Annotated in this window: 20 protein-coding genes, 1 tRNA gene and 1 pseudogene; 14 read left to right on the top strand and 8 right to left on the bottom strand. The window is 71.2% G+C overall.

Annotation, left to right across the window (positions count from 1 at the left end; genetic code table 11):
- The first annotated feature begins 21 nt into the window (after positions 1-21).
- Together EVJ50_RS14590 and EVJ50_RS07315 are read left to right on the top strand one after the other, a co-directional pair.
- On the top strand, positions 22-174 hold the full coding sequence (locus EVJ50_RS14590) for a hypothetical protein (RefSeq protein ID WP_191964714.1): 153 nt from the start codon (positions 22-24) through the stop codon (positions 172-174).
- 31 nt (positions 175-205) lie between these two features.
- On the top strand, positions 206-1126 hold the full coding sequence (locus EVJ50_RS07315) for a histone deacetylase (protein WP_150883211.1): 921 nt from the start codon (positions 206-208) through the stop codon (positions 1124-1126).
- Here the strand turns inward: EVJ50_RS07315 and EVJ50_RS07320 are convergent.
- Positions 1123-1728, bottom strand: a complete 606-nt coding sequence (locus EVJ50_RS07320; RefSeq protein WP_150883212.1) for an HdeD family acid-resistance protein — start codon at positions 1726-1728, stop codon at positions 1123-1125. The two genes, EVJ50_RS07315 and EVJ50_RS07320, sit on opposite strands and share 4 nt — an antisense overlap.
- 39 nt (positions 1729-1767) lie before the next feature.
- Positions 1768-3024, bottom strand: a complete 1257-nt coding sequence (locus tag EVJ50_RS07325; protein WP_225322843.1) for a glycoside hydrolase family 10 protein — start codon at positions 3022-3024, stop codon at positions 1768-1770.
- Positions 3025-3069: 45 nt separating this feature from the next.
- On the opposite strand from EVJ50_RS07325, the gene EVJ50_RS07330 reads away from it, so the two are divergent.
- From EVJ50_RS07330 to EVJ50_RS07345, 4 genes are read left to right on the top strand one after another with little or no spacing between them, the layout of a single operon-like run.
- Positions 3070-3948, top strand: coding sequence for an AEC family transporter (locus EVJ50_RS07330; protein WP_150883213.1), 879 nt, complete (start codon positions 3070-3072; stop codon positions 3946-3948).
- Between the two features lie 9 nt (positions 3949-3957).
- On the top strand, positions 3958-4557 hold the full coding sequence (locus EVJ50_RS07335) for a pyridoxamine 5'-phosphate oxidase family protein (protein WP_150883214.1): 600 nt from the start codon (positions 3958-3960) through the stop codon (positions 4555-4557).
- Between the two features lie 55 nt (positions 4558-4612).
- Positions 4613-5137, top strand: a complete 525-nt coding sequence (locus EVJ50_RS07340) for a hypothetical protein (RefSeq protein ID WP_150883215.1) — start codon at positions 4613-4615, stop codon at positions 5135-5137.
- Complete coding sequence (locus tag EVJ50_RS07345) at positions 5130-6125, top strand: hypothetical protein (RefSeq protein WP_150883216.1); 996 nt, start codon at positions 5130-5132, stop codon at positions 6123-6125. Before EVJ50_RS07340 ends, EVJ50_RS07345 begins: the two co-directional genes overlap by 8 nt.
- On the opposite strand, the gene EVJ50_RS07350 is transcribed toward EVJ50_RS07345, so the two are convergent.
- On the bottom strand, positions 6101-6625 hold the full coding sequence (locus EVJ50_RS07350) for a hypothetical protein (protein WP_191964715.1): 525 nt from the start codon (positions 6623-6625) through the stop codon (positions 6101-6103). The genes EVJ50_RS07345 and EVJ50_RS07350 overlap by 25 nt on opposite strands.
- A gap of 108 nt (positions 6626-6733) precedes the next feature.
- On the opposite strand from EVJ50_RS07350, the gene EVJ50_RS07355 reads away from it, so the two are divergent.
- The 3 genes and pseudogenes from EVJ50_RS07355 to recQ all read left to right on the top strand — a co-directional run bounded on the left by EVJ50_RS07355 (position 6734) and on the right by recQ (position 10049).
- A complete protein-coding gene (locus EVJ50_RS07355; RefSeq protein ID WP_150883217.1) occupies positions 6734-7618 on the top strand; it encodes a zincin-like metallopeptidase domain-containing protein in 885 nt (294 codons plus the stop codon).
- Positions 7619-7798: 180 nt separating this feature from the next.
- The gene (locus tag EVJ50_RS15010) at positions 7799-8218 is read left to right on the top strand and encodes an NUDIX hydrolase (RefSeq protein WP_225323175.1); all 420 of its coding nucleotides are present in this window, start codon (positions 7799-7801) and stop codon (positions 8216-8218) included.
- A gap of 65 nt (positions 8219-8283) precedes the next feature.
- Positions 8284-10049 (top strand): annotated as a pseudogene (gene recQ, locus EVJ50_RS07360) (DNA helicase RecQ).
- Positions 10050-10083: 34 nt separating this feature from the next.
- On the opposite strand, the gene EVJ50_RS07365 reads toward recQ, so the two are convergent.
- Positions 10084-10154 (bottom strand) — tRNA-Gly (locus EVJ50_RS07365).
- A gap of 184 nt (positions 10155-10338) precedes the next feature.
- Here EVJ50_RS07365 and EVJ50_RS07370 point away from each other — a divergent pair.
- The 5 genes from EVJ50_RS07370 to plsY are packed head-to-tail and all read left to right on the top strand — an operon-like array spanning position 10339 to position 14518.
- A complete protein-coding gene (locus tag EVJ50_RS07370) occupies positions 10339-11715 on the top strand; it encodes an MFS transporter (RefSeq protein WP_150884928.1) in 1377 nt (458 codons plus the stop codon).
- A complete protein-coding gene (locus EVJ50_RS07375; protein WP_150883218.1) occupies positions 11712-12464 on the top strand; it encodes an ABC transporter permease in 753 nt (250 codons plus the stop codon). The genes EVJ50_RS07370 and EVJ50_RS07375 overlap by 4 nt, the downstream gene beginning before the upstream one ends.
- A 52-nt stretch (positions 12465-12516) precedes the next feature.
- The gene (locus EVJ50_RS07380) at positions 12517-12972 is read left to right on the top strand and encodes a DUF3119 family protein (protein ID WP_150883219.1); all 456 of its coding nucleotides are present in this window, start codon (positions 12517-12519) and stop codon (positions 12970-12972) included.
- Positions 12969-13898 carry a DUF3086 domain-containing protein gene (locus EVJ50_RS07385; RefSeq protein WP_225322844.1) on the top strand — a complete coding sequence of 310 codons (930 nt, stop codon included), beginning with the start codon at positions 12969-12971 and terminating at the stop codon, positions 13896-13898. The genes EVJ50_RS07380 and EVJ50_RS07385 overlap by 4 nt, the downstream gene beginning before the upstream one ends.
- Positions 13895-14518 (top strand): glycerol-3-phosphate 1-O-acyltransferase PlsY, encoded by a 624-nt coding sequence (plsY, locus tag EVJ50_RS07390; RefSeq protein ID WP_225322845.1) that lies wholly within the window; start codon positions 13895-13897, stop codon positions 14516-14518. Before EVJ50_RS07385 ends, plsY begins: the two co-directional genes overlap by 4 nt.
- A gap of 25 nt (positions 14519-14543) precedes the next feature.
- Here the strand turns inward: plsY and proC are convergent, their stop codons facing one another.
- The 4 genes from proC to EVJ50_RS07410 form a co-directional block, all read right to left on the bottom strand.
- Complete coding sequence (proC, locus tag EVJ50_RS07395) at positions 14544-15305, bottom strand: pyrroline-5-carboxylate reductase (protein ID WP_150884932.1); 762 nt, start codon at positions 15303-15305, stop codon at positions 14544-14546.
- A gap of 71 nt (positions 15306-15376) precedes the next feature.
- A complete protein-coding gene (locus tag EVJ50_RS07400) occupies positions 15377-15964 on the bottom strand; it encodes a cell division protein SepF (RefSeq protein WP_150883221.1) in 588 nt (195 codons plus the stop codon).
- A 128-nt stretch (positions 15965-16092) separates the two neighbouring features.
- Positions 16093-16794 (bottom strand): YggS family pyridoxal phosphate-dependent enzyme, encoded by a 702-nt coding sequence (locus EVJ50_RS07405; RefSeq protein ID WP_150883222.1) that lies wholly within the window; start codon positions 16792-16794, stop codon positions 16093-16095.
- 11 nt (positions 16795-16805) lie between these two features.
- Entirely contained in the window at positions 16806-17072 is a 267-nt protein-coding gene (locus EVJ50_RS07410) for a PipX family protein (RefSeq protein WP_150883223.1), read from the bottom strand.
- Positions 17073-17094 lie beyond the last annotated feature (22 nt).

Consider the following 17094-nt stretch of genomic DNA (forward strand, 5'->3'; position numbering starts at 1 on the left):
TCCCCCATCCCCGCAGACGCCATGCCGAACCCCAACTCCCGCAAGCGATTCGAGTACAAGCACATCAGGGACCGGGCAGACGGCTGGGGGATGGTCAGCCATGCCGTCAATCAGGACAACGCCGCCGACGGTGTCACCTTTCACTACTACAACCTGAAGCGGGAACTGATCTGACCGTTCTCGCTACCCACCTCCAGCCGATGCCTTGAGGCCAGCGCTCGTCTACCACCCGGCCTACTCGGCGCCACTGCCCTCGAGCCATCGCTTCCCGATGGCCAAGTTCCGCCTGCTGCACCAGGCGCTGCAGCAGCGGGGACTGGCCTCTGCGGACCAGTGGCATCGTCCCCTACCGGCCCCGCGCCGCTGGCTGGAGCTGGTGCACAGCCGCACCTACCACCAGGCCTTCTCCCGCAACAGCCTGGAGCGTCAGCAGCAGCGGCGCATCGGCCTTCCCGCCACGCCCCCGCTGGTGCGGCGCACCTGGCTCTCGGTGGGGGGCACCGTGCTCACCGCCCGGCTGGCCCTGCAGCACGGGATCGCCTGCCATCTCGCCGGCGGCACACACCACGCCTTCCCCGAGCACGGCAGCGGCTTCTGCATCTTCAACGATGTGGCCGTGGCGGCGCGGGTGCTGCTGAGCGAAGGGCTGGTGCAGCGGCTGATGGTGGTGGATCTCGACGTGCATCAGGGGGATGCCACCGCCCTGATCTTCCAGGGCGAGCCCCGGGTGCTGACCTTCTCCGCTCACGCCGCCAGCAACTTCCCGGCCCGCAAGCAGAGCAGCGATCTGGATCTGCCCCTGCCGGACGGCCTGGAGGATGAGCCCTACCTGGAGGCCGTGGGAGGCGTGCTGCCCGAGCTGATCGAGCAGCACCGACCTCAGCTCGTGCTCTACAACGCCGGCGTGGACCCGCACCGCAGGGATCGTCTCGGCCGGCTGGAGCTCAGCGACGCCGGGCTGCTGCGCCGCGATCACCTGGTGCTCGATGCCTGCCTGAGGCGCGGTGTGCCCGTGGCCACGGTGATCGGCGGGGGCTACGACGCCCTGCCGGAGCTGGTGGAGCGGCACCTGCTCGTGTTCCGGGCTGCGACCGATCAGGCCCGGCTGCACCGGGCCGGGATCTAGGCGGGCTCACCCGACTCGCCGGCGGGTTTCTCCGGATCGGCGCCGTGCAGGGCGGCGCTGAAGGCCACCAGATCGATGCCGCTGAAGATGAAGCTGATCCCCACCAGCGTGCCGAGCACCCAGAGCAGACCCCAGAACTTCATCGAGAGGATCAGGATCCCGAGGATCAGGGTCACCACCCCGTTGGCGATGCCCCATCCCGCGCCGGGGCGGCGGGCGTGACGCAGGCCCGTCGCCAGCGCCAGTGCCCCTTCAACCAGGAACACGATGCCGATGGCCAGGCTTAGGGCAGCCACCTGCTGCGTGGCCTGGGCCGGATCGCGGAAGCCGCTGATCATCGAGCCGCCCGCCACCAGGAACAGGGTGGCCACCACCAGCTTCCAGAAGCAGCTCCAGCGATCCATGCCGCGGGCGCGGGTGAGGGTGGTGATCCAGGCCACGATCCCCCCGATCAGAAACAGCATCGCGATGGCCGCCGTGACCCAGAAGGAGGCCAGCACCGGAAACACCAGAGCGAGCACACCGAGCACGATCATCAGCACGCCTTCGGCGGTGGCCGCAGCCCTCAGGGCTGTGGCGGAGGTGGGGCTCAACGCGTTCATCAGGGGGCGACCGGCATCAACCGGAAGGCTCTCCTGACGCTACGGAAGCAGCGGCGGCGGCACCAGGCGGGGCCGGCCTGCCGGCGAGGACACGGGAGCACCCGCCGGCAGGGGAGGCGGCGGCGGTGCCGGAGCCCTGGCCTGGACGCGCCGCGGCCTCAGCGCTGGCCTGGGGAACAACCGCAGCAACGCCTGCTTCCGCAGCCCCGGATCCTCCGGGCTGCGCTGCCACAACGACTCGAAATAGAAGTACGCCACCCCCAGCCCCCGGCTCCGAAGGGCCCGGGTCTGGTCCGCCACCAGCTGGATCGGCACGCCGCGGCCGCGCTGGCCACTCATCACCCCCACGGCGGTGGGGATGCGAGCGGCACTGGTGGCGAGCTCCGGCCGGGCCAGCTCCTTTTCGAAGCTGGCCTGATCGGGGCGATACAGCTGCACGATCACCTCGTCGGCGATGCCTCGCCTGACCCAGGTCAGCCAGTCCTGCAGCTGCAGCTTGTAGGCGAAGTCGTGGTAATTGGGCGAGACCGACAGCCGCAGGCCGGGCCGGGTCGTCTCGAGCTCCTGCTTCAGCGAGGCCATGAAGGCGGTGAGCCGGTCGGCGCGCCATTTCACCCAGGCCGGGTTCTCCGGGTTGCCGGGATCGCTGCGACCCGTCGCCGCCTTGTAGAGAGCCAGGGTCTGCGGGTCGTAGCCGAAGGCCCGCGGCAGGCTCATGTGGTCATCGAACTGAATGCCGTCGCCGTCGTAGCGCTGCACCACCTCCAGCACGAGGTCGCGGATGAAGCGCTGCACCTCGCTCCGGAACGGGTTCAGCCACACCACCTCACCGGCCGCGCTCACCGAGGTGAGACCGCCGTCGCGCTTGCGGGTCAGCCAGTCGGCCTGCTTCACCGCCAGCTCCGAAGTGGGCGGGGCCATGAACCCGAATTCGAACCAGGGGATCACCAGCAGGCCCTGGGCATGGGCCTCCTCGATCAGCTCCTCCAGCACGTCCTGCCCCTGCAGGCCACGGAAGCTGAAGCTCTGCAGCCCCATGCGCCGGGTGATGTCGCTGCGGTAGTAGGCGTAGCCGCCGTTCCACACCACCGGGTAGAGGGTGTTGAAGTTCAGGGCCCGGAGCTGGCGCACGGCCTCGCGCATCCGCTCCCGGTCGCGCAGCGTGGCCATGTCGTTGAGGGTGAGCCACACCCCACGGATCTCCGGCTCCCGGGACGCCGCCCCGCTCCCCGGGTGCGGCACTGCCAGCGCCAGCACGAGCAGCAGGGCCAGAACACCGGGCCACCAACGTCGCAACACGGAAGGCGCCTCGGCGAAGCTGGACTCTAGGAAGCCCGGGCCATGCTCCAGCTGCTGCTCGATCTGGTGCCGGCCATCGGACTGGGCCTGCTGCTGGGGCGACGCCACCCCGAGCTGGCCGCCCGACTGGCGCCGCCGCTGGTGCGCTTCGGGGTTCCCCTGAGCATCACGGCCCTGCTGCTGCGGGCGGGCCTGCGCTGGCAGCTGCTGGATGCGGCCCTGGTGGCCCTGCTGGCCATCGGCCTGGCGCTGCTGCTGCTGAGCGGCCTGCAGCGCCGGCGGCCGGCACTGCAGGCAGGGGCGTGCCGTCTCGGCGGGGTGGTGGGCAACACGGCCTACTTCGGCATCCCCGCCGCCCTCGCCCTGCTGCCCCCGGAAGCGGTGGCCTACAGCGTCAGTTACGACGTGGGAGCCACCCTGTTTGCCTGGACCTTCGGGCCGGCCCTGATCTCCGGTCAGGCCCTGGGCGGCCCGGCCCTGTTGCGCACCCTGTGGCGCTCTCCCGCCAGCCGTGGCCTGCTGCTGGCCCTGCTGCTTCAGGTCAGCCCCTGGAGCGAACCGATCGCCGCGGCGCTCTGGTGGCCGGCCCGGATCGTGATTCTGCTGGCCCTGCTGGTGGTGGGTGCCCGGATCGGAGCCCTCACGCGCACGGGCCTGCCCTCAACCGGGCGCCTGCCCCTGCCGCTGCTGAGCAAGCTGGTGCTGTTTCCGGCCCTGCTGCTGGGCCTCTGTCTGCTGCTGGATCTGCCGCTGCTGGTGCGGCAGGCGGTGGTGCTGCAGGGCGCTGCACCCACGGCCATCGCCGTGCTGCTGATGGCGGAGGCGGCCGGAACGGATGTGGACGCGGCGTCGGCCATGGTGCTCTGGAGCACCCTGCTGGCCCTGATCACCGTGCCGCTGTGGGGATGGCTGCTGACCTGACCAAGGCGGATGAACGATCCAGACCGACCCTCGGCCCATTCCGGTCAACCCTCTCTGCCTCCCTGGCGTCCGCTGCTGCGGGCCGCACGGCAGCAGGAGGGGCGCTCCCCCGCTGCCCGCTGGCTGCAGCTGGCCAGCGTGGCCGCAGATGGCACGCCCCGGGTGCGCACGCTCGTGGCCCGTGGCTGGGCCGGACCGGCGCAACTGGACCTGCTCACCGATGGCCGCAGCGCCAAGGCCGCTGAACTGCAGGCTCAGCCGGCGGTGGAGGTGTGCTGGCTGCTGCCGAAGGCCCGCCGCCAGTTCCGTCTGCGGGGGCGCGTCGCGGAGCTCGAGCCCGAGCGGCGCCGGCGTGAGGAGAACCGCCACTGGCTGGCGCTGCGCCCCGCGGGCCGCGCGCTCTGGGGCTGGCCCCAGCCCGGGGCCGCCCGGGAGAGCGATGCCCTGTTTCCGGCCGAGCTGGCGGACGACAGCCCGATTCCGGCCAGCTTCCTGCTGCTGCGGCTGGAGATCGAGCGGGCCGAGCTGCTCGACCTCCGCGACCATCCCCATCGCCGCAGTCTCTGGCGGCTGGAGCAGGGCTGGCGGGAAGAACCGCTCAACCCCTGATCGCTCGCCGGCCGGAGATGGGGGCAAGCTGGTGCCATCCCTCCGGAGCCCGGTGATGAGCCGCGAACGCGATCCCTTCCGCATCCCCCGCGCCGGCTGGGAGGCCGCACCGGCAGCCGGACTGGCGGCCATCGACCTGAATGCCAACGGCGGTGCCTTCGGCAGCGGCGAGATGGTGGCCGAATCCACCCTCGGCGGGGTGGCGGTCTACGCGGGCTATCAGGCTCTGCTCACGGCCCTGCGCACCGAAGCGATGCGGCAGCGGGGCGAGATCGATCGCGCCACCCAGTTGCACACCATCGCCGTCACCGTCTGGGAATCGGCCAAGCAGGGCGCCCTGGTGAGCATGGTGCTGGCGGTGGTGCTGCTGGTCTGCCCCTGGCTCACCGGCCCCCTGACCCTGATGGGACTGGTGGGCATGGGCAAGGCCTCACTCGATCTGTTCCATGCCTTCTGGGATGGGCTGGACGCCAGCCAGCAGGAAGTGCTGCAACAGGCCGCCTACGACGCCGGGGTGAACCTGCGCCGTCTGCTCGATGGCCGCGGCGGCGACAGCGCGGCGGGGGTGGAGGGTGCCTGAGGCCGCCACACCATCCCGGTGGCCCCGATCCGCCGCCGCCGCTCTCCTCATCGGCCTGCTGGGGGCGATGGCCTGGATGCCGGCCGCGGCCGGACCCGGAGCCAGCGAGGCTCCGGTGCTGGAACTGAGCGACCTGAAGGAGAGCAGCGGCGGGCCCATGAGCCTGCGCAGCGGCCCCCTGGAGGTGCAGGTGCGCGTGAACCAGCTGAAGGCCAATGGCCCCCACGAGACCGATGTCGTGCAGCCCGAGCTGAGGGTTCTGCTGGACGGTCAGCCGGTGGGTCGGATGGTGGGGGCCGAGCACTGGGGCCACCCCACCGGTCTGGTGCAGATCGCCCAGATGGACCCCGCCTCACCCCTGCCCGAAGTGCTGCTCTCTTCCTTCACCGGCGGAGCCCACTGCTGCAATCAGATCCAGGTGCTGCGGCCCACCGCAAGCGGCGGCGCCTGGCAGGAGGTGAGCCTGGGTCCCTTCAATGGGGGCCCGGCGCCCGCCAGCGATCCGCTGGGTGATGGCCGCTGGCGCATCGTGGATGTGGACAACCGCTTCCTCTATCGCTTCGGTTGCTATGCCTGCAGCGGTGCGCCGCTGCGCATCTGGCAGCTCCAGGGCGATCGCTTCCGCGATGTGAGCCACGAGCCGGCCTACAGACCCCTGCACCAGCAGCATCTGCTGCAGATGGAGGACCAGCTGGAGGAGGCCGGAGACATGCCCAACGGCGTTCTGGCGGCCTACGTGGCCACCACGGCCCTGGTGGGGGATCTGCAGGCGGGCTGGGATCGGATGCTGCGCAGCCATGACCCCGACGAGGACTGGGGGCTGAGCGACTGTCCCCAGCCCCTGGACCAGCAGGGCCGCTGCCCGGTCCCCGAGATCCGCTACGGCTCCTACCCCGAAGCGCTCAGGGCCTTCCTGGTGGCCAGCGGCTACATCAGTGCCAGCGAGGCCGCCGGCCTCAGCCTTCAGCGGCCCGGCCCCTCCTCCTGACGATCCAGGCGCCGGCGCAGATCGTCGATCTCGCGCCGCAGCGCCTCCGGATCTTCACCGCCTGGGGCGTCGCCGCGGACCCCGTCGCGGCCGTTGGCGTCGTAGGCCCGCAGGCCGCGGAACATCAGGCCGCCACCGGCGGCGATCATCACCACATAGGCCGCCAGCTGCCAGAGGGTCGTGGGCATGAAGGTCATGCGCAGGCTGTTGAGCACGCCCACGAACAGGGCCGCCAGGGTGGCCCAGATCAGCAGATTGGCCCACAGGCGCACGCGTCCGGCGAAGAGCAGGCACACCCCGATCCCGAGCGGCAGCATCAGCAGTCCCATGCCCGGTGTGCCCCAGGGCATGGCAAAGCCGCGCCAGCCGAAGCCCCCTCCTCCGCCCACCAGGGCGGAACGCACCATCACCTGGTTGGCCATCAGGAAGCCGCCGGCGCCGAACAGGCAGCCGCCGATGAGGAACTGGAGGAAATCACCGGCGGGCTGGCTGCGCGTCACGGGTCTGCAGGGATCGCGGCCCACCAAGCCTGGCCCAGCCGGACCCGGCTGTCGCCCCGGCGCCCTGAGACGGTCCGGGCATGAACCGGGAGCACCGCTGCGCCGCCGATGCCGGCTGCCGAGACCCTGCTGCTGGAGGAACTGATCGCCCTGCTCAGGGCCGGCACCGCTCCATGGCGTCGTCCGTGGGATCCGCGCGCGGCAGGCCAGCAGGTCAATCTCCTCAGCGGCCGGCCCTACCGGGGCGGCAATCCGCTGCTGCTCCGCCTGGCCATGGGCTGGATCCCCTCCGCCCGGCCCTACTGGTGCGGCCTGCGCCGGGCCGCCACTCTTGGGCTGGTGCCCCGGGCGGGCTGCCGGCCGGTGGCGGTGATCCAGCCTCTGCCCGATGCAGGCGGCGGCCGGTGCCGCTTCAGGCCGGTGCCGCTGGTCAACGCGGCCGATCTGGAGGGGCCCCGGCTGGGCCGCCTGATTGAGGCCCGGCGCCGCGCTGCAGCCGCGGCGCTGCTCCGGCCACCCGAACGCCTGGCGGCGGCGGAGCGGCAGCTGCGCCGCTGGCCCGTGCCGGTGCAGCACGGCGGCGACTCGGCCGGCTACGACCCCGCCGCGGATCGCATCCGGCTGCCGGAGCGGAGCCGCTTCGGCTCAGCGGAAGGCTTCTATGCCACCTGGGCCCACGAAGCCGTGCACTCCAGCGGGCACCCATCGCGGCTCAACCGGGATCTGCAGGGGGCGGCGGCGGATCGCGCCGTGCTGGGCCCGGCCTACGCCCGTGAGGAGCTGGTGGCGGAGCCCGGCGCCGTGCTGCTGGGGGATCGCCTGCAGATCGGCAGTGCGATGGCCAATCACGCCGCCTACCTCGATGCCTGGTTGCGCCTGCTCCAGCAGACCCCCGAGCAGCTGCGGGAGGTGCTGCAGGACGCGCGGCACGCGGCGGATCTCATCTGCCCCGAAGGCAGCACCGCCGGGCAGCCGGACCTTGAGAAAGACTGAGCCGAGAGCCATGCAGACCATGGAGCTGACAACCGGCCGGACGCGGGCTAACACGTGGATAGACACCCGACCGGGAGCTCTGCTGCACCTCCCGCAACCGGTGCAAGGGCCCTCCCCACGGGGGGCCCTTCCGCGTGGGCAGCACAGGCCCCGGGGGTTGCCGTGGCCCCGGGCGAGGCGATGACGCAGGAGGTGGCCCTGGCGATGCTGCAGCGGCAGGGCTGCTGGCTGATGCAGCTGCGCGACGACGTACCCGGCATCGTCGCCCCGGGATGCTGGGGACTGTTCGGGGGGCATCTCGACCCAGGCGAGACACCCGAGCAGGCGATCCGGCGCGAGCTGCTGGAGGAGATCGCCTGGCAGCCGGTCGCGCCCGTGCTCTGGCTGCAGCACCGCAACGAGCGCCGCCTGGCCCATGTGTTCCGGGCCGACCTCACGGTGCCCCTGTCGACCCTGCGATTGCTGGAGGGGCAGGACATGGCGCTGGTGAGCAGCGACGACCTGCGCAGCGGATCGATCTGGAGCGTCCGCCTGCAGCAGCGGCGACCGCTGGCCGATGGCCTGGTGGAGGTGATGCGACGCACGCTGCCGGACCGGTGATCCCACAGGAGGTGCTGCAGCGGGTGTGGGGTTACCCGGGCTTCCGCGGCCCGCAGGAAGACATCGTGCGCCATGTCATCGACGGCGGCTCGGCCCTGGTGCTGATGCCCACCGGTGGCGGCAAATCCCTCTGCTATCAGGTGCCCGCCCTGTGCCGCTCGGGGCTGGCGGTGGTGGTCTCACCGTTGATCGCCCTGATGGACGACCAGGTGGAGGCCCTGCAGCAGCTGGGCGTGCAGGCGGCGGCGCTGCATTCCGGCCTGGATGGCGAGCGCGCCACCGGGCTCTGGTCACGGCTGCGCCAGGGCGCGCTGGATCTGCTCTACGTGTCCCCGGAACGGCTGCTCAACGGCGATCTGCTGGAGCGGCTGGCGGACCTGCCGGGCCCCCAGCCCCTGGCTCTGTTCGCCATCGACGAGGCCCATTGCGTGTCCCAGTGGGGCCACGACTTCCGTCCCGAGTACCGGCAGCTGGGCGAGCTGGCGGACCGCTTCCCCGAGGTGCCGCGGCTGGCGCTCACCGCCACGGCGGACCCCCGCACCCGCGAGGACATCCTCGAGCGGCTGCGGCTGCAGACGGGCCGGGTGTTCCTGGCCAGCTTCGACCGGCCCAACATCCGCTACATGGTGCGAGCCAAGGACCAGCCCGCCCGCCAGCTGCAGCAGTTCCTGGCGGAGCACCGGGGCGAGGCCGGCATCGTCTACGCCCGCTCCCGCAGCCGGGTGAACCGGCTCGCCGCCGACCTGCAGGCCGCCGGCTTTGATGCAGTGCCGTATCACGCCGGGCTGAGCAGCGAGGCCCGTGCCGCGGCCCTGCAGCACTTCCGCACCGGCAGCGCCGTGGTGGTGGTGGCCACGATCGCCTTCGGGATGGGCATCGACAAGCCCGATGTGCGCTTCGTCGCCCACGTGGATCTGCCCAAGAGCCTCGAGGCCTACTACCAGGAGACCGGCCGGGCAGGACGCGACGGGCTGCCGGCCGTGGCCTGGATGATGCAGGGGCCGGGGGATGTGCCCCAGCTGCGCCGCTTCATCGACGACTCCGGCGCAGACGAGGAGCAGAAGCGGATCGAGCACGGCAAGCTCGAAGCTCTGATCGGCTTCTGCGAAGCGGCGGGCTGCCGCCGCCAGGTGCTGCTGCGCCATTTCGGCGAGACCCTGGCCGAGCCCTGCGGCAACTGCGACGGCTGCCTGGAGCCCCGCACCCTGGTGGACCAGAGCGTGCCGGTGCAGAAGCTCCTCTCGGCGGTCTACCGCACCGGCCAGCGCTTCGGGGCGGCCCACGTGGTGGACGTGCTGCTGGGGGGCACCGGTGAGCGGATCCGCCGCTTCGGCCACGATCAGCTGAGCGTGCACGGCATCGGCCGGGAACTGGATCGGGGCCAGTGGCGCACCCTGGTGCGTCAGGTCACCGGCCTCGGGGTGCTGGAACCGGTGCCGGACGGCAAGGGCGGCCTGCGCTTCGGGCCGCCCGATCTGGTGCGGCCGCTGCTGCGGGGCGAGCGCACCCTGGAGCTGCCGCTGGCCCCGGCCGCTCGCGAGCGACGCCAGGCCTCCTCCGCTGGAACGGCCGCAGCCATGGGGGATGGCGATCCGGCTCTGCTGGCGGCCCTGAAGCGCTGGCGGCGGGAGCAGGCCAGCCGGCAGGGGGTGCCTCCCTATGTGGTCTTCCATGACAGGACCCTGATGGAACTGGCGGCACGGCCCCCTCGGATCGCAGCGGGCTGGCGGGGATCAGCGGCATCGGTGCCGCCAAGCTGGAGCGCTACGGCGATGCGCTGCTCGCCGTGCTGCAGGAGGCTTCCGGACTTGACACAGCCGCCACCGATTGAGACACGCGGCTGTGACAGCAGCGGCAGAGATTCAAGCGGGCGGCGGGAATCGAACCCGCATCATCAGCTTGGAAGGCTGAGGTTTTACCACTAAACTACGCCCGCAAAATGAACAGTTTCAGCTGGCACTTCTGCTGGACAAGCAACAGTGAATGCTCTGTTCGAGTCGTAGCGACGAGGGCACCTTACCTGGCGGGGCTCCGTTCATGATGGCGGGCACCTGAATGCGTGAACCGTGACCACGCTGGCCGCCACGCCCAACCCGCGGGGAGGCTCCCGCCGACGCCTGATGGTCGGCTACGGGCTGGGGGATGCCGGCACTGGCCTGGCCGCCACCCAGCTGGGCTTTTATCTCTTCGTGTTCTTCACCTCGATCGCGGGCCTGCCCGCGGCGGTGGCCGGCTCGCTGCTGATGGTGATCAAGGTCTGGGACGGTATCAATGACCCGCTGGTGGGCTGGCTGAGCGATCACACCCACACGCGCTGGGGTCCCCGGCTGCCCTGGATGCTCGGTGCCGCCCTGCCCCTCGGCATCACCCTGGCCGCCATGTGGTGGGTGCCGCCCGGAGACGTGCTCCACCGCACCGCCTACTACGTGCTGATGGCCGTGCTGCTGATGACGGCCTACACGAGCGTGAACCTGCCCTATGCGGCCCTGGCCACCGAACTCACCACCGACACCCGCACCCGCACGCGCCTGAATGCGGCTCGCTTCACCGGCTCGATCCTCGCCGGCATCAGCGGCCTGGTGGTGGCGTCGCTGCTGGTGGCCAACGGCGAGACGGGCTACCGCCAGATGGGCCAGATCACCGGCCTGATCGCCGCCACCGCCACCCTCAGCTGCTGCTGGGGCCTGGCCCCCTTCGCCCGCCAGGCCAGCAGGCCCAGTGGACACCCGGAACCGGTGCGGCAGCAGCTGCGCCGCATCCTGCGCAACGGCCGCTTCCTGCGGGTGCTTGGGCTCTATCTGTTGCTCTGGTGCGCGCTGCAGCTGATGCAGCCGGTGGCCCTGATCTACCTGGTGGAGGTGGTGAATGTGCCCGGCACCCTCTCCAGCTGGATCCTGCTGCCGTTCCAGGTGAGCGCTCTGGTGGGGCTCCAGCTCTGGAGCCTGGTGGCCAACCGCCGCGGCCGGGTGCTGGCCCTGCGCTGGGGCGCGGCCATCTGGATCGTGGCCTGCCTGATCGCCCTCTGGGTGATCCCGATGCTGGCGCTGGAGCCCGCCGCCGCAGGCACCACGCCGGGCTGGGCCACCGTGATGCAGGGCGCCAACGCGCCCCGGTTCCTGGCCCTGGTGGCGACGATCCTGCTGATGGGTCTGGGGGCCTCCACGGCCTACCTGATCCCCTGGTCGCTCCTGCCCGATGCGATCGATGCCGACCCCGACAAGCCCGCCGGGCTCTACACCGCCTGGATGGTGCTGATCCAGAAGATCGGCATCGGCCTCAGCATCCAGCTGCTGGGGGTGCTGCTGTCGCTCAGCGGCTACCGCTCCGGTGAGTCGGTGACCGGGGCCACGGCCCAGGCGCTTGAGCAACCCGACAGTGCCCTGATCACCATCCGCCTGTGCATGGGCCTGATCCCCTCCGTACTGGTGGTGCTGGGACTGATCGTGATGCGCCGCTGGCCCGACCGCGGCGCCCATCTGCAACCCATCGCCCCATGAACGCCAAGGCTCCGCCGTGGCTGGGACGGCTCGGCACCAGCGCCCTGATCGGCGGCCAGGCGGTCACGGCGATCGCCCGCGGCCGCATCAACTGGATCGACCTGATCGATCAGCTGATGGAGGCTGGTCCCGGCAGTTTTCTGATCGTGCTGATCACCTCGCTGGCGGCGGGCACGGTCTTCAACATCCAGGTGGCCGCCGAACTCACCCGGCAGGGGGCCGACAGCACGGTGGGAGGGCTGCTGGCGGTGGGGCTGGCCCGGGAGATCGCGCCCCTGCTCACCGCCACCCTGCTCACGGGCAAGGTGGCCACGGCCTACGCCGCCCAGCTCGGCACCATGAAGGTCACCGAGCAGATCGATGCCATCACCATGCTCCGCACCGACCCGGTGGAATACCTGGTGGTGCCGCGGGTGGTGGCGATGGTGCTGATGGCGCCGGTGCAGTGCCTGATGTTCTTCATCGTGGCGCTCTGGTCCGGCCAGGTGAGCAGCACGCTGCTGTATCAGATCCCTCCCACGGTGTTCTGGACCTCGGTGCGCACCTGGGTGCTGCCCGACGACCTGCCCAGCATGCTGATCAAGGCGGTGGTGTTCGGTCTGCAGATCGCGGTGCTGGCCTGCGGCTGGGGCCTGACCACCCGCGGCGGGCCCAAGGAGGTGGGCACCAGCACCACCGGCGCGGTGGTGATGATCCTGGTCACCGTGTCACTGGTGGACGTGGTGCTGACCCAGCTGCTGTTCGGCTGAGGCTCCCAGGAATCGCCTGAGGCAGCATGGAGCCGTTTCGCGGTTGCATCCGGTGCTCTCCCCCAGCTATCGCCTCTCGCTGGCGATCACCGCAGGAGGCCTGGTGATCCTGGCCGCAGCGGTGCTGGTCGGCCGCCTCAACGACCTGCCCCTGGCCACCCCCTGGCTGGCGATCGCAGTGGTGGCGGCCCTGCTCACCGCTCTCTTCGGGCTGGTGCTGGTGGTGCAGACGGCCCTGATCCGGCTGGAGTTCAGCGGCGATGCGCTGCTGGTGCGCCGGCAGCAGACCGTGATCCGCCGCTTCCCCTACCGGGAGTGGCTGGCCTGGCGGGTGTTCTGGCCGCGCCTGCCGATCCTCTTCTATTTCCGTGAAGTGAACAGCATTCACTTTCTGCCGATGCTCTTCGAGCCGGATGGGCTGAACCGGGAGCTGCGCCGGAACGTGGGAGCGCCGATCGAGGAGCGCAGCGCCGCGGCCGCCGCGGCCACCGATGGAGGCCAATCTTGAGCGACGCACCCTCCGCCACCGAGGCCACGGGCTCCGCCGACGCCTTCTACGCCCTCGCCCTGCAGGACCTGCAGGCGCGGCGTCAGGCCCTCGAGAGCGAGATCAGCGACCTGCAGCGCCGCCGCGATCAGCTCGAGCAGGAGCTGACGGACGATCTGCCCGGCAAGACCGACGCGGTGGCCCGACGCCTGAAGGGCTTCCAGGACTATCTGGTGGGTGCCCTGCAGGACCTGGTGAGCTCGGCTTCCCAGATGGAACTGGTGGTGCAGCCCCTGGTGGTGCAGCCCTCCCCCCTCGATCTGGAGCAGGCCCAGGCCGCTGCCGGCGAGAACGCCGATCCGGCCCCGGCCGCGGAGCCCGCCACCGGACCCGCCGGGGCCGCGGCCGCCTTCGCGGCCGATACGGACCTGATCCGGGATCGGCTGGGCCGGTTCCTGGAGGAACCGGACTTCTACGCCGACCCCTGGCAGCTGCGCCGCAGCCTGGACCCCCGTCATGCGCCCCTGCTGGAGGACTGGTTCCTGAGCCAGGGCGGCCGCGGCGCCCAGCCCAGCGGCGGCAACCGCAGCCGCAACGCCCTGATCACGGCGGCCGCGATCGCCATCCTGGGGGAGCTCTACGGGGATCGGTTCCAGACCCTGGTGCTGGCCAGCCGGCCGGAGCGGCTGGGGGAATGGCGCCGCTGCCTGCAGGATGCCCTGGGTCTGACGCGCGACGATTTCGGCCCCAGCAGCGGCATCGTGCTGTTCGAGCGGCCGGATGCGCTGGTGGACCGGGCCGACCGGCTCGAGGAGCGTGATGAGCTTCCCTTCATCGTGATCGATGCCGCCGAGCAGGTGGTGGAGATCCCGGTGCTGCAGTTCCCGCTCTGGCTGGCCTTCGCCGCCGGTCCCGGCGAGCTGGGCGACGAGGAGGACCTGCTGTGACGGGGCTGGCCGGTCCGCTGAGCCTGCTGCTGGGCTATCTGCTCGGTTCGATCCCCGCCGGCTGGCTGGCCGGCCGCTGGTGCGCCGGAGTCGACCTGCGCGACGAGGGCTCCGGCTCCACCGGAGCCACCAACGTGCTGCGGGTGGTGGGGCGCGGCCCCGCCCTGGTGGTGTTTCTGATCGATGTGGGCAAGGGCACCGCGGCGGTGCGCCTGGCCGCCCTGCTGGTGAGCGGCACCACACCGGCAGCGGCGTGGTGGGTGGTGGCGGCCGGACTGCTGGCCCTGGCCGGGCACATCTGGCCGGTGTGGCTGGGGGGTCGGGGCGGCAAGGCCGTGGCCACCGGGCTCGGCGTTCTGCTGGGCATCAGCTGGAGTGTGGGCCTGGCCTGCCTGGGGGTGTTCCTGCTCAGCCTGAGCCTGAGCCGGATCGTGTCCCTCTCCAGCGTGCTGGCAACCCTGAGCCTGCCGCTGCTGATGCTGCTGAAGGGCTCGGCCCCGCCCGCCCACCTGGCTCTTGCCGTGCTGGCGATGGCGGTTGTGCTCTGGCGGCACCGCAGCAACCTCCAGCGACTGGTCAAGGGCCAGGAGCCCCGGCTCGGTTCGGGGTCCAGGCCCTGAGCCGGAGGGTGAGCCTGAGGGGCGCCTAGCCCAGCTCCCGGCTGCGCTCGCTCGCGGCCACCACCGCCTCCAGCAGGGCCGAGCGCAGGCCGGCGCGCTCCAGCACCCGCACCGCCGCAGCCGTGGTGCCGGCAGGACTCATCACCATGTCCTTGAGGGCCGAGGGATGCAGCGCCTCCTGTTCCACCAGGGCGCAGCTGCCGCGCAGCATGGCCGGGGCCAGCTCCAGCGCCAGCGCCCGGGGCATGCCGGCACTCACGGCCCCGTCAGCAAGGGCCTCGAGCATCAGCCCCACCATGGCCGGGCCCGATGAGGTGAGCGCCAGGAAGGGATCGAGCTGCGGCTCGCTCAGCTCCACCACCCGGCCCACCGCCGCGAACAGGGAGGCCACCCAGCGCTGCTGGGCCGCCTCCACCCCAGGCCCCCAGGCCAGTGCGGTGAGGCCCTGCCGAACCAGACAGGGGGTGTTGGGCACCGCCCGGATGCAGCGGTGGGCAGGGAACAGAGCCTGGAGCCGCTCCAGCCGCACGCCCGCCAGCACCGAGATGAGCAGCGGCTGACCGGGGGCCGGCGCGGTGCAGCCGGCGGCCACCGCCTCCAGCTGCTGGGGCTTAACCGCCAGCAGCACCACATCAGAGGCCCAGGCCCGGGCCGGGTCGCAGCTGAGCTCGATAGGATGCAGTGGACGGAGTCGCTCCAGAGAGGCCTGCGTGGCCACCGCCGCGCGAACGCGGCCCGGGTCGAGCAGGCCATCGCTTAGGAGGGGCTGAAGCAGGGCCCGGGCCATGCGCCCGAAGCCAACCACGCCGAAGCTGGCGGGGCGATCGCCGCTGGGCTCGGGCACGGCTGCGGAGGCGATCAGACGCCGGCGCTGAGACCGGTCTCAGCCGAACGCGACCAGGCGGGAGCTGGAGCCGGGCTGCTATCGGAAGCTGCGGGAGTGGGGCTGTTCACCACCGTGGTGCTGGAGGTCTCCTCCCGGTCGCTGGTGGTGACGGTGATGCAGCTGGGGGCGAAGAGGAAGATGCTCTCCCCGACGCGCTCCTGATGGCCGTCGATGGCGAAGGTGCCACCGGCCACGAAGTCCACGGCCCGCTGGGCCTGGTCGGGCTCCATCATCGTCAGGTTGAGGATGATGGTCTTGCGGTCGCGCAGGGCCTGGATGGCCGCCGGCATCTCATCGAAGCTGCGGGGCTCCATCAGGGAGATCTCGGCCGCTACAGCGGCGATGCCCGGCATGCCGATCACATTGGTGCCGGCGAAGGGATCCGAGCTGCTGAAACCGGAGTCCAGGGGCGCTAGGGCGCTGCTCACCGCTGAGCTGCGCGAGGAAGGCGACGGAGTTGCCTCGCTCTCGTCAGCGGTGTCGTACTCGAGCTCGTCGTAATCGTCTTCGAGATAGTCGTCGCCGGAAACAACGGAGCGAAGACGGGAAAACAACGACACCTGGGAACCTCGGAGATCAGCTGAAGAGGAATCGAGCCGCGACGGGACCGTCAAAGCGCCGCCAAAGCTCGACTAGAAATAGCGTCCCGGGACAAGCGCTGCAAGAGCATTCCCGGCAGGGAGTCCACTCATGCCGCCGGTCCGGCCGCTGCGGAGTGAGGCCGCGCCGGCCGCGGCCCGAACAGAACGCTGCCGAGTCGCAACCAGGTGCTCCCCTGCTCCAGGGCCTCGGGCCAGTCGCCGCTCATCCCCATCGAGCACTCCGGCAAGCCCATCCGATCAGCCAGAGCGCGGCATTCGGCGAACACCCGGCGGCGTGCATCAACCTCCAGCCCGAGCGGAAGGATCGTCATCAGGCCCACCGGCTCGAGCGCATCGAGCTCCTGCAGGCGCGGCCAGGCGGCCGCCAGATCCTCGGGACTGAAGCCACCCTTCGCCTCATCCGGCCGCAGCTTCACCTGCAGGAACACCCGCGGGCGACGTCCCTCCTCGCCGGCGATGCGGTGCAGGCGCTCGGCCAGGGGGAGGCTGTCGAGCGAGTGGATCGTGCCGAAGCGCCGCAGCACGGCCCGGGCCTTGTTGGCCTGGAGCCGGCCGATGAAGTGCCAGTCGAGTCCGGAGCCTCCGTCCGGCGCTGCCGCCAGGGCGTCCTGCTTCACCTGGGCCTCCTGCAGGCGGCTCTCACCGAAGTGGCGCTGCCCCAGAGCGGCCAACTCCTCGATGGCGGCGAGCGGCTGACCCTTGCTCACCGCCAGCAGCCGGCAGGAGGGCGGCAGGCGGGCCTGAATCGCCTGCCAGCGCTGCGCGGGGGAGTCGGACGCGCCGGTCATGCCGCGGGCCTTCAGATGAAGGTCTGATCGAACAGCTGGCGCCAGCGGGCGTAGGCCGTGGGGTCATCGCGGCGGCTGCGGGCCAGGTTCTGCTCGGCCACGTGGCGGGCATCCATCAGCGGAATCACCTCGAAGCGGGCGCCGCGCGGCTGCAGGGTCACCAGGAAGAACATCCGCTGGGCGTAGAGCGTTGCGTAGAGGTCGCGGCTCTCGCCGGCCTGGGCCACCCGGTAGAGCATCCCGAACGTTGGGTGGTTGAGGTAGCTCTCAGCGCTCACCGGTGCAGCAGCGGTTGCAACA

Source organism: Synechococcus sp. RSCCF101 (assembly GCF_008807075.1).
Classification (GTDB): Bacteria; Cyanobacteriota; Cyanobacteriia; order PCC-6307; family Cyanobiaceae; genus RSCCF101.

What these genes read in the sequence shown, in the direction of transcription:
- EVJ50_RS14590 (WP_191964714.1), top strand. Translation starts at nt 22, where the DNA reads ATGCCGAACCCCAACTCCCGCAAGCGATTCGAGTACAAGCACATCAGG.
- EVJ50_RS07320 (WP_150883212.1), bottom strand. Translation starts at nt 1,728, where the DNA reads ATGAACGCGTTGAGCCCCACCTCCGCCACAGCCCTGAGGGCTGCGGCC.
- EVJ50_RS07330 (WP_150883213.1), top strand. Translation starts at nt 3,070, where the DNA reads ATGCTCCAGCTGCTGCTCGATCTGGTGCCGGCCATCGGACTGGGCCTG.
- EVJ50_RS07335 (WP_150883214.1), top strand. Translation starts at nt 3,958, where the DNA reads ATGAACGATCCAGACCGACCCTCGGCCCATTCCGGTCAACCCTCTCTG.
- EVJ50_RS07340 (WP_150883215.1), top strand. Translation starts at nt 4,613, where the DNA reads ATGAGCCGCGAACGCGATCCCTTCCGCATCCCCCGCGCCGGCTGGGAG.
- EVJ50_RS07355 (WP_150883217.1), top strand. Translation starts at nt 6,734, where the DNA reads ATGCCGGCTGCCGAGACCCTGCTGCTGGAGGAACTGATCGCCCTGCTC.
- EVJ50_RS15010 (WP_225323175.1), top strand. Translation starts at nt 7,799, where the DNA reads ATGACGCAGGAGGTGGCCCTGGCGATGCTGCAGCGGCAGGGCTGCTGG.
- EVJ50_RS07370 (WP_150884928.1), top strand. Translation starts at nt 10,339, where the DNA reads ATGGTCGGCTACGGGCTGGGGGATGCCGGCACTGGCCTGGCCGCCACC.
- EVJ50_RS07375 (WP_150883218.1), top strand. Translation starts at nt 11,712, where the DNA reads ATGAACGCCAAGGCTCCGCCGTGGCTGGGACGGCTCGGCACCAGCGCC.
- proC (WP_150884932.1), bottom strand. Translation starts at nt 15,305, where the DNA reads ATGGCCCGGGCCCTGCTTCAGCCCCTCCTAAGCGATGGCCTGCTCGAC.
- EVJ50_RS07405 (WP_150883222.1), bottom strand. Translation starts at nt 16,794, where the DNA reads ATGACCGGCGCGTCCGACTCCCCCGCGCAGCGCTGGCAGGCGATTCAG.